Genomic DNA, 9,822 nt, shown 5'->3' on the forward strand with positions numbered 1-9,822 from the left:
AGCGTTTGAGGCGAGCCGCGTCGCGGCTTTGATCGAAGTTGAAGCTTTCGACACCGACCTGTCGGTCCTCAGGTTTCCGGGCGGCAGGCATCCGCTCCAACAGAGACTTCCGGTCGATGTAACCCCCACATCGGTCCTCGCGTCCCACCGCGACGAGGGTCTCAAAGGAAGGCCTCGCCGCCCGGAAACCCAATGTACCCGTTTTTATTACCTGCTGGAAGTTCAGCACCATGAGCACGCCCGAACCCTTCAAGGAAGTACCGCACCGCGGCCTGATCACGGTCGCGCTGATGCTGGCGACGGTCATGCAGGCGCTCGACACCACGATCGCCAATGTCGCGCTGCCGACCATGACCGGCGACCTCGGCGCCTCGCCCGACAACATCAACTGGGTGCTGACCTCCTATATCGTCGCCGCCGCCATCATGACGCCGGTCACCGGCTGGCTCGCCGACCGCCTCGGCCGCAAGGAGCTGTTCCTGGCGTCCGTCGTCGGCTTCACCATCTTCTCCATGCTTTGCGGCATGGCGTGGAGCCTCGAGACGATGGTGCTCTTCCGCCTGCTGCAGGGTGTGTTCGGCGCGGCGATCGTGCCGCTGTCGCAGACCTTCCTGCTCGATATCAATCCCCGCGAACGCCATGGCCAGGCCATGGCCATCTGGGGCGCCGGCATCATGCTGGGGCCGATCCTCGGCCCGACGCTCGGCGGCTGGCTGACCGAGAATTTCAACTGGCGCTGGGTGTTCTTCATCAACCTGCCGGTCGGCATCCTCGCCTTCATCGGCATGGCCGCCTACCTGCCTGTCGTCGCCAAGCGCGTGCGCAGCTTCGATTTCTTCGGCTTCGCCATGATCTCGCTCGGCGTCGGCGCGCTGCAGCTGATGCTCGACCGCGGCGGCGAGGTCGACTGGTTCTCCTCGACAGAGATCTGGATCGAGCTTGCGCTGTCGATCACCGGCTTCTGGGTGTTCATCATCCACACGGTGACGTCCGAACGTCCCTTCATCGATCCGAAAATCTTCCTCGACCGCAATTTCGTGACCGGGCTCGGTTTCATCTTCGTCATGGGCGTGCTGATCCTGGCTTCGATGTCGCTGCTGCCGCCGATGCTTGCCAACATCTTCGGCTACCCGACCGTCACCATCGGTGTCGTGCTCGGCCCGCGCGGTATCGGCACGATGATTTCGATGCTGTTCGTCGGCCGCATCATGCACAGGATCGACGCGCGTATTCTGGTCGCGATCGGCTTCCTGCTCACCGCGCAGTCGCTTTACACCATGGCGAGCTTCACGCCGCAGATGGACAACTGGCTGATCATCTCTTCGGGCGTCATCCAGGGCCTCGGCATGGGCATGGTGTTCGTGCCGCTCTCGGCGGTGGCCTTCGCCACGCTCGACGCGCGCTACCGCACCGACGCCACCTCGCTGTTCAGCCTTGTGCGCAATCTCGGCTCATCGATCGGCGTCTCGGTGGTTGCGGCGCTGATGGTGCAGAACACGCAGGTCAACCACAGCGAGCTCGGGGCGTTCATCAACCCCTACAACCCCAACCTGTGGGCAACCTCGCCCGCGGCGGCGAGCGGTGATCCCATGGCGCTTTCGCAAGTCGACAGGCTGGTCAACGTCCAGGCGATGATGATCTCCTACATCAACGACTTCAAACTCCTGATGGTGATGACGCTGCTTGCCGTCCCGTTCGTCATCCTGCTGCGCAAGCCGAAGGCCGCGCCCGCGGGCGGCGCGCCGGCCGCTCATATGGATTGATGTTTTGGTGGCGGTCTCCGTGCCAGTCCCAATCACGCTGACATTGCGGCCATAAATGCAGCTCGGTTATGTCCGCCGAATTGACCGCTAAGCGGGCGGCGGCGAACGCAACTGGTTGTCGCTGAGTGTGCAATCGCTACATGCATTGCGGTCCGCAGAGGAGCGTTCCGCTCCTGGTGAAGCCGCTCTGAGGCCACGCCAACGATCGCCCGGCGACGCGCGCCGGCTGGTCAGAATGGATAGCCGCCGGGGTAACGTCCGGCCTGCGGATCAGTGTCCCTGGATGCAAAGAGCACGCGGGCTTTTCCGAAGGCGGCGCTTCAGTTTAACGGCCCAGCACCAGTGCCCAGTAGCGCAGGCTGGGATCGCGGCCGTCGCGCACGTAAGCCAACCCGAAGCGGCTGAAGTCCGGGTCGAGCATGTTGCGCCGGTGGCCGTCCGAATGCATCCAGATGTCGAACAGCTTTTGCAGGTCGAAACGTCCCTCGGCGATGTTTTCGCCCGCGGCGCCGCGCACGCCGTTGCCCTTCATGCGCGAGGCGAAATCCTTGCCCCAGCCGGTCGTGTGGCTCATACGGGCGCGCGACGCCATATAGCCGGCCTGCTGCAGCGCCGCCTGTTCGAGCTGCGTGTCCGGGATGAGCGCCGGCAGTCCGGCCGATGTGCGGATTGTCCTCAACGTGCCTGTGGCGGAGGACGACACGACGGCGGCTTCGCCGGTCGGCAGCTGGACGCTGTTGCAGGCGGCAATGCCGCCGAGCGCCGCAAGGCCGACGGTCTTGAGCAATGTGCGTCTGTCGAGATGGGGGGAATCGGTGGTCAGGCTGGTCATCCGGCCTCTGATACCGGCGATCGTGGCTTTTGCCGGGCAGCCGATGAAAATCGCGTTATGCGGCGACATCGTCCGGGAGATCGGTTATCATCCCGGCGTTCTAGAAGTGGCAGCCACGGGCGGGCCACCCAGGCGGTGACCGCCCCCCGAGCGATACGGAGGACGGTTATGGCTGGTTTTCATGTCATGGCGGACGCGCAAGGGCTGCATGTGCAGCCCACGGTGCGCCACATCACCACGTCGGATCTATGGGACGCGCTAAGGCTCGGCGCCGAGGATTTCTGGGCCAAGCCTTCGCACTACGTGTTCCTGTGCCTGATCTATCCGGTCGTCGGCCTTATCCTGACGCGGTGGACCTCCGGCTCGAGTGCAATCCAGCTCGTCTATCCGCTGATGTCGGGCTTTGCATTGATCGGGCCCTTTGCGGCGATCGGCCTCTACGAGATCAGCCGCCGGCGCGAGCTCGGCATGAGCAGCCGCTGGCACCACGCGCTCGACGTGCGCCGTTCGCCGGCGCTGCCCTCGATCGCGGCGATCGGCGTCCTGCTTTTCGCGCTCTTCCTTCTGTGGCTGTTCACCGCGCAGTCGATCTACAGCAGCCTGTTCGGCGCGGAGCCGCCGGCCTCCGTCGGAACCTTCCTGCGCGACGTGCTGACGACCGGCAAGGGCTGGACGCTGATCATGCTCGGCAACGCTGCCGGCCTCGTCTTCGCGATCGTGGTGCTCGCCACCACCGTGATTGCCTTCCCGCTGCTGCTCGACCGCGATGTCGGCGCCGTCTCGGCGATCGAGACTTCGGCGCGCGCCGTAATAGTCAACCCGCTGCAGATGGCGCTCTGGGGCCTGACGGTCGCGGTGCTGCTGGTGATCGGCTCGATCCCGCTGTTTGCCGGCCTGGCCGTCGTCATGCCGGTCCTCGGCCACGCGACCTGGCATCTCTATCGCAAGGTGGTGGAGCCGCAGGATATCCGGCCCATCCGCCGGCCGATGTAGGCCGCGCCGGCTCGAACAAAGCAGACGGCCCGAAGCGGTTTGCCGAGCCTGGTTCATGAAGATGTTCTTGAGGTCGCTCAAGGGGGCGGCATTCGTGGCCGGGCTTTGGGCTGTCGGCTGCATTGATACTATGCGTGCCAACGCTGACGAGTTGGTGCACTTTGAAAGCGCGGCCGTGAAGCCGACGCCGTTTCAGCAGCGCATTGCGCAACAAAACGGGCGAGCGCTCCAGGCCATTCCTGGCACGCCATTGAATGGGTATCTGACGCGACCGCCGGGTGAGGGGCCGTTCCCGGCGGTCGTCGTTCTCCATGGATGTTCGGGCCTATTCCCAACTGTAGAGAAAACCTGGTCGCAGCGGCTGTCTTCCTGGGGTTACGTCGTACTCGTTGTCGACAGCTTCAGCACGCGCGGTATTCGCGAGACGTGTGATCACGGCCTGCTCGCTGATGGCAGCCTGTTTGCTGATCGCGTTTATGACGCCTACGGCGCCTTGGAGTTCCTGTCCAAATTGAGTTTCGTCGACCCGCAGCGCACAGCGTTGATGGGGTTCTCCGCCGGTGGGATCGCAACGCTCGAGGCCGTGCAACTTGGCGGCGCCGAGCGGCTGATGGATCGCAAGTTCAAGGCGGCTGTCGCTTACTATCCGAATTGTTCGGCTACGAATGGCGACGTGGCGGTGCCGACCTTGATCCTGATCGGCGAGCTCGACGATTGGACCCCTGCCAAAAATTGCCGGGAAATGATGGCGGAGCGCAGCGGCAAGGGCAGCGCCGTGCAGCTTGATGTCTTCAAGGGCGCTCGCCACGCCTTTGCCTCCCCGTCATTCAAGACGGGCACCGAGCAGTACGGCCACCGGGTGGAGTACAACGCAGCTGCGGCCGAAAAATCGGCAAGCGACGTCCACACGTTTTTGAAGCAGGCCTTCATCGGATAACAGCCATGGCCCTGATCATCCGATCTCAGCGCTGCGCCTCGGTCGCCATCTTCAAAGCCAGCGCCGTCAGCACCGTGCCCATCATCCAGCGCTGGACGACCAGCCAGAACGGCCGTCCGGCGAGGAAGGTGGCGATCGAGCCCGCCGTCACCGCGATCATGGCGTTGACGGTCAGGCTGATCGAGATCTGCGTCACGCCGAGTACCAGAAGCTGCGACAGCACATGGCCCGTGGCCGGGTTGATGAACTGCGGCAAGAGCGACAGATAGAGCACCGCCACCTTCGGATTGAGCAGGTTGGTCATCAGCCCCATGACGAACAGCTTGCGCGGCCTGTCCTTCGGCAGCTCGCGCACCTGGAATGGCGAGCGGCCGCCGGGCCTTAGCGCCTGCCAGGCGAGCCACAGCAAATAAAGCGCGCCGGCAAAGCGCAGCGCGTCATAGGCATAAGGCACGGCGAAGATGAGCGCGGTGATGCCAAAGGCCGCGGACACCACATAGAACAGGAAGCCCAGCGCCACGCCGCCCAGCGAGATCAGCCCGGCCCTCGGCCCTTGCGACAGCGAGCGGGAGATCAGATATCTCGCTTTCAATTTTCAGGAAAGTATAGAGATTTCAATAGGGTAGGTGAGAATCTGCCCTGTTTTCATGTTGCACCGTGTTGCGAGCCAATCTCGTTGATTTCCAACGATTACAAACCGCTTGCGGCAACTCCATGCAACATGGAATGCGACATGAAAATGGCCCGGAAGCCGAAGAAGGCCGCCGGGCCAAGAGAGAGCCCCAAAGAAAGCTCAGGTGTGACGTATTTCAACTGTATCCTGGGATCCGGTTGAGCGCCACAAACGTGAGGTTGCCATCCCGACAGCCGAAAACGGCGCCGCCGCATAGATGGCAAAGAAAAGGTCCGGAAGCCGAAGCCACCGGACCAGTTAGAGAAAGTGAGTGCGATGCGCACTCTAGCCCGGAATCCGGTTCGAGCGTCATCACACATTCGCGATTGCTAAGGCTTCTTCCAAGGTGGAAGAAGCTCAGAACCCCTTCGCCGCCCAGTAATGCGCCCGGAGGTCCATTGCGTCGGGATCGAGCGGCGGGACCGACGACGGGTGCAATTTCAGCCTCTCCGGCGCGGCGGGCGCCCGCGCCTTCTTAAGCAGCTTTTCAGCGATGGCGCGGCCGGAGCCGTCACCGTAGGTGATGGGATCGTCTTCACCTGTCGGCTCCCGCTCGTCGTCATCGTGAGGCATGTCCTGAATGTCTTCCTCTAGATCCCCTTCGCTGCCGTAGCAGCCCAGGTTGCCGGTTTGCGAGGCGACTTCCGTCCAGCCGAGCGAGTGCTCGTCGTCGCTACCATCGGCCTGCGGCTCGTCGTTGATGTCGCCGCCGTGCTCGTCCTCGGCCTCTCGATCTTCGTAGGCGCTACCACGTCCATCCATGAACATGTTGCTGCTGGCTTGCGGCCCGCGATCGGTCCAGCCCAGCCACGGCTCGGCGTCGGCGCCGTCTTCCAGGTCTTCCCTGTCGGCCTCCATGATGTCGAGCGCGGTGATCAGCGCCATGGACTGGTCCAGCAACTCGTCCACCCGCTGCTGAACGGCAATCCGCCATTCGCGAGGATCTAGGCCATCCGGAATACCGAAGGGCTGCAGGCTTGTGATGAGGGCGTTCATGCTGCACCGCCTTCCACCATCCGCCTGATGTCGTCTGCTACCGAGGCGAACGCATCGTCATGGTCTTCCAACCGATCGCCCGCGCGCAGCTTGATCATCATGCCGGCCAGGATGTTGGCCGGTGTGTCGAAGATTCGCTTGCCGATCTCCCATACCTCGTCGAGGCGCGCTTCGTAGGCCCGTTCTGCATCGCAGAAGCCGCCCCGGCGGTTTATGGCCTGAACCTCTTCGAGCCAGGCATCCCGCAAAGCGTTATGGGCCGCCTTGCTCTCCTTGATCGCGTCGAAGTATGCGCGGACTTCCGGAGGATCGTCCTTCGGCCGGTTAAAGGGATGGGCGATGATATAGGCCAGTACGTCGTCTGGCATTTCCGAATTGTCCTTCCATTCCCCAGGATGAGGCGGATGCAGTTCGGCGCACCTGTCGTAAGTCTCCTTTTCAAGCTTGCAGGCCGCTTCCTTCCACGCGTTGGCTTCTGCCATTTCCGCGTCGAGCCGGAAGAGTAAGGCATCGGGATGCACGGCTGGCGCCGCTACAGCGCCCGCTATGGCCGGAATAGAGGCTACTGCGCCGACGAGCATGGCGCGGCGGGAAAAGCGTCCGGTGATGATGGCAGCGGGCATAGCTTCGCCGGCTGCCGGAACATGGGTGTTCGGCATTGGATTTCTCCAGTCAGTTGTGATATTTACACTTGTGAAATTAGCACAAGGAAATTCAGTTGTGAAGTCTGCACAAGTGAGAATGGCCAGGGCGGCCCTGAACTGGTCTCTGGCTGATCTCTCAAAGGCTGCTGGCGTTCACCGAAACACCATTTCCAATTTCGAGACTGGTAAGTTTGCCGGGTCGCCAGAGGCAATCGAGGCGATCCGCACCGCCCTCGAATCGGCCGGCGTGGAGTTCATCCCCGAGAACGGCGGCGGCGCTGGCGTGAGGCTCAGGAAGCAATGAAGGCAGCCTTTCGTTTTGAGTGATCCCGCCCCGCCGGGCGCGGTCGGAACTGAGGAGAAAGGGCGTGTCCTTCAAAATCACCTATGAGCCTTTGAACCGGATTGCCGGTGTTCAGCCACAAATGGTCGAAAAAGAATCGGCCCGCGATGCGTGGATCGCCGTTGATGCGCTGATGAAAAGCGACGAGCGCGTCACTATTTCCGAAGATGGCCAGCCTATATCGTGGCAAGAGCTTCGAGACCGGGCACGGGGATCTGCGAACTAAGGGCCAGATCACGAACCAGCCGTCTTACGGTTGAGATCCTTCGGGCTGGTGTCTGGGGAATAGGTCAGCGTGATACGCTTGCCGCCGCACACCGCGCATTTCATTTTCGGCCGAAGATCCCACTCCATTGCCGGAGCATCGGCGCCAAAGCGGTCGCGTAGCGCCGGCAGATCGAGCTTCTGATGGCGATGGCAATCGAGGCAGCCGCCTGTGACGGACATGCCCGCGTCGATCAGCGCTTGGAGTGTCCAGTCGCTCATGTCGCCGATATAGGCAGCGAAATGAGAGAACGCCAGAAAGGCAGAGCCCACTCGCTTTGAGGGGGGACGAGCGGGCTCCGGGGGGTGGACCCTACGGCGCGGGTCTCGGCAACGAGTCGCGCCGTGAAACCTAACCTGCCGGCTGGTGGAATGTTCCGATCCTTGTGATAGACTGCCACTTTCTGGAGAAAGCAGATGAGACCGTACGGCGAAGTGCTTCGGGAAGCAGTCGAGATGATGACTGACTTTGAGGTCGTCTATCAGGACGGTTCGACTGGTCCGATCACGACTGACAACCTGTCAATTCGCAACGGTTCGACGCTACGTGAGGCAGTCGAGGAGTCGTTTCCGAACTGCCACATCCGCGTGAAGTCGGAATTTGCGTCCGCCTAGGGCCTTCAAGGGCTGCCTTAGGTTCCCTCCTCGAAATCCAGCAGTGTCGCATGGCGAAGCGTGTGCTCGCCGCGAAGGAATCTTACCCGGCCGGTGAGGCCTGGCTTCAGCCATTCGACATCATCGGCGAACGCGCTGGGGACACGCTGGGAAGGCTTCGATGCCCTGGCCTCCTCGACACGCTTCCACAATCGCTCTCTGATACCCTGGGGCAGCGTTATGAACGCCGTGCCGGCATATCTTCCACCGCGCGCCATGATCGCCGCAGCGGGTTTGCCCGGCTCGCGCCTGATGCCTAGAAGCTCGAAGTCGCCGACATCCCAACATTTGCATTTGACCCAGAAATCCTGCTTGCCGCTGCGATAGCTGCTGGTGCGCCGCTTCGAGACCATGCCTTCGAGGCCCATCTTCTCGACGGCTTCGAAGAAGGCGGCGCCGTTGCCCTCGACATGGTCGGAATACTGGATGATGCCTGTGGCCGGCTTGATCAGGTTCCAGAGCCTCGCCTTGCGCTCGATCAGCGGGAGAACACGGATGTGCTCGCCGTCGAGGTAGAGAAGGTCAAAGGCGACGAATGCGAGTTGTTCGGCATTCCACACCATCCGCGAATGCATCTGGTGAAAGTTCGGCCGGCCGTCCGGCTCGGGCGCGATCATCTCGCCATCTAGGATGAAGGACTTCGCTGGCAGCTTCTCGGCCGCCTGAACAATGGGCCAGTATCGCTGTGACCAATCGTGCCCATTTCGGGAGAAGGCACGGGCGCCGGCCCAATCGAGGATCATTTGGGTTCGAAAGCCGTCGTATTTGATCTCGTGCAGCCAGTCGTCGCTGATCGGTGGCGTTTCAACCTGGAAAGGCTCAAGCGGCCGGATGAATTTCAGCCGCTCTCTATGTTCACTCATGCACTCGAACTCCGAAACCGGGACTCAAGCCGTTGAACGCCTTAGAGTTCCTCGTATTTTAGCCAAATTGTATGAGAGATTGCTAATGGAGGTTTGAGAGGAGAACAAAAGGGGGATTCACAGATTCGCGGTTTCGATCTAGGATTCAACCCATGGACGCGATCTTCGATGACCTTGCAATCGCCCTCAGGAAGCCCCAAAGCGACGTTTGGGCCAGGCCCCGCGCTATCGCCCTAGATGCTGCCGGCAAGTTCTTTACCGGCATTGCTATCGGGGTTGGCTTCGCGATCGTTCACGCTGTCGCGGGCTGACAATTGCCATCGGCTGCCGTGCGCCTTTCAGGGTGTCTTGGCACATCTAGCTCCCCGGACTTTGGAGAAACTTTACCGTTCCCGGGCATCATCAGCCGATGAGCCACACCCGGGAACTTCTGTTCATGCTTCTGGTCGGCGCCATCGTCGGCGCGCTAGGCGTCGCGATCATCCACGATTACCGGGCGAGGGCTAATGCCTTCACCAAAGAGCAGCCAATCAGCCCGTGGTACGGACGACGCGCCTAGGCGATCCTAAACTCAATCTCCATCAGCCAAGGCGTAGAACTGGTCGTGCCGGATGTCTGGCGCAGCTTGTAGTACCTATAGCTCGTTGAATTGCTGAAGGTCACCGTCTCGACGCACAGTCCACCAAGCGTGAAGCTGCTGCCGATGCCGGTATAGCTGGAGTCGTCGTTGGAACCTTCGAGAACCCACGTTCCATGCGAGTTGTCGGTGTCCTGCAGCCAGGTAAATGCAGTGATGATCTTGCCCGACCCGAGGTCAAATTTTACCTCCTTCGATGATTGACCGCTGCTGAAGAAGCAGG

14 protein-coding genes and 1 pseudogene are annotated in these 9,822 nt (G+C 61.7%); 8 read left to right on the forward strand and 7 right to left on the reverse strand.

Annotated features, from left to right (window positions below):
* The first annotated feature begins 230 nt into the window (after nt 1–230).
* Nucleotides 231–1,763, forward strand: coding sequence for a DHA2 family efflux MFS transporter permease subunit (locus A9K66_RS15250; protein ID WP_067324872.1), 1,533 nt, complete (start codon nt 231–233; stop codon nt 1,761–1,763).
* 325 nt (nt 1,764–2,088) lie between these two features.
* Here A9K66_RS15250 and A9K66_RS15255 read toward each other — a convergent pair whose 3' ends face one another.
* A complete protein-coding gene (locus A9K66_RS15255) occupies nt 2,089–2,595 on the reverse strand; it encodes a CAP domain-containing protein (RefSeq protein WP_067324910.1) in 507 nt (168 codons plus the stop codon).
* Nucleotides 2,596–2,763: 168 nt separating this feature from the next.
* Between A9K66_RS15255 and A9K66_RS15260 the strand changes: the two genes are divergently transcribed.
* Nucleotides 2,764–3,588, forward strand: a complete 825-nt coding sequence (locus A9K66_RS15260; protein ID WP_067324874.1) for a DUF2189 domain-containing protein — start codon at nt 2,764–2,766, stop codon at nt 3,586–3,588.
* A 55-nt stretch (nt 3,589–3,643) separates the two neighbouring features.
* On the forward strand, nt 3,644–4,525 hold the full coding sequence (locus A9K66_RS15265) for a dienelactone hydrolase family protein (protein WP_245307533.1): 882 nt from the start codon (nt 3,644–3,646) through the stop codon (nt 4,523–4,525).
* 25 nt (nt 4,526–4,550) lie between these two features.
* On the opposite strand, the pseudogene A9K66_RS15270 reads toward A9K66_RS15265, so the two are convergent.
* From A9K66_RS15270 to A9K66_RS15280, 3 genes and pseudogenes are all read right to left on the reverse strand, one after another.
* Nucleotides 4,551–5,105 (reverse strand): annotated as a pseudogene (locus A9K66_RS15270) (LysE family translocator); the annotation flags it as partial.
* Nucleotides 5,106–5,555: 450 nt separating this feature from the next.
* Nucleotides 5,556–6,194, reverse strand: coding sequence for a hypothetical protein (locus A9K66_RS15275; protein ID WP_067324876.1), 639 nt, complete (start codon nt 6,192–6,194; stop codon nt 5,556–5,558).
* On the reverse strand, nt 6,191–6,853 hold the full coding sequence (locus A9K66_RS15280; protein WP_067324878.1) for a hypothetical protein: 663 nt from the start codon (nt 6,851–6,853) through the stop codon (nt 6,191–6,193). The genes A9K66_RS15275 and A9K66_RS15280 overlap by 4 nt, the downstream gene beginning before the upstream one ends.
* On the opposite strand from A9K66_RS15280, the gene A9K66_RS30760 reads away from it, so the two are divergent.
* A complete protein-coding gene (locus A9K66_RS30760; protein ID WP_245307535.1) occupies nt 6,843–7,142 on the forward strand; it encodes a helix-turn-helix transcriptional regulator in 300 nt (99 codons plus the stop codon). The genes A9K66_RS15280 and A9K66_RS30760 overlap by 11 nt on opposite strands.
* Before the next feature lie 64 nt (nt 7,143–7,206).
* The gene (locus tag A9K66_RS30280) at nt 7,207–7,407 is read left to right on the forward strand and encodes a hypothetical protein (RefSeq protein ID WP_156751070.1); all 201 of its coding nucleotides are present in this window, start codon (nt 7,207–7,209) and stop codon (nt 7,405–7,407) included.
* Between the two features lie 8 nt (nt 7,408–7,415).
* Here A9K66_RS30280 and A9K66_RS15290 read toward each other — a convergent pair whose 3' ends face one another.
* Complete coding sequence (locus tag A9K66_RS15290) at nt 7,416–7,667, reverse strand: hypothetical protein (protein WP_067324882.1); 252 nt, start codon at nt 7,665–7,667, stop codon at nt 7,416–7,418.
* 195 nt (nt 7,668–7,862) lie between these two features.
* Between A9K66_RS15290 and A9K66_RS15295 the strand changes: the two genes are divergently transcribed.
* Nucleotides 7,863–8,060 carry a hypothetical protein gene (locus A9K66_RS15295; RefSeq protein WP_067324884.1) on the forward strand — a complete coding sequence of 66 codons (198 nt, stop codon included), beginning with the start codon at nt 7,863–7,865 and terminating at the stop codon, nt 8,058–8,060.
* Nucleotides 8,061–8,077: 17 nt separating this feature from the next.
* On the opposite strand, the gene A9K66_RS15300 is transcribed toward A9K66_RS15295, so the two are convergent.
* Complete coding sequence (locus A9K66_RS15300) at nt 8,078–8,962, reverse strand: RNA ligase family protein (RefSeq protein ID WP_067324886.1); 885 nt, start codon at nt 8,960–8,962, stop codon at nt 8,078–8,080.
* A 152-nt stretch (nt 8,963–9,114) separates the two neighbouring features.
* Between A9K66_RS15300 and A9K66_RS30285 the strand changes: the two genes are divergently transcribed.
* The gene (locus A9K66_RS30285) at nt 9,115–9,273 is read left to right on the forward strand and encodes a hypothetical protein (protein WP_156751071.1); all 159 of its coding nucleotides are present in this window, start codon (nt 9,115–9,117) and stop codon (nt 9,271–9,273) included.
* Between the two features lie 98 nt (nt 9,274–9,371).
* A complete protein-coding gene (locus A9K66_RS30290) occupies nt 9,372–9,521 on the forward strand; it encodes a hypothetical protein (RefSeq protein ID WP_156751072.1) in 150 nt (49 codons plus the stop codon).
* Here the strand turns inward: A9K66_RS30290 and A9K66_RS30765 are convergent.
* The coding region (locus tag A9K66_RS30765; RefSeq protein ID WP_197507476.1) for a hypothetical protein at nt 9,518–9,822 on the reverse strand (305 nt) is incomplete at its 5' end. The genes A9K66_RS30290 and A9K66_RS30765 overlap by 4 nt on opposite strands.

It is taken from the genome of Mesorhizobium sp. AA23, assembly GCF_001672435.1.
GTDB lineage: Bacteria > Pseudomonadota > Alphaproteobacteria > Rhizobiales > Rhizobiaceae > Mesorhizobium.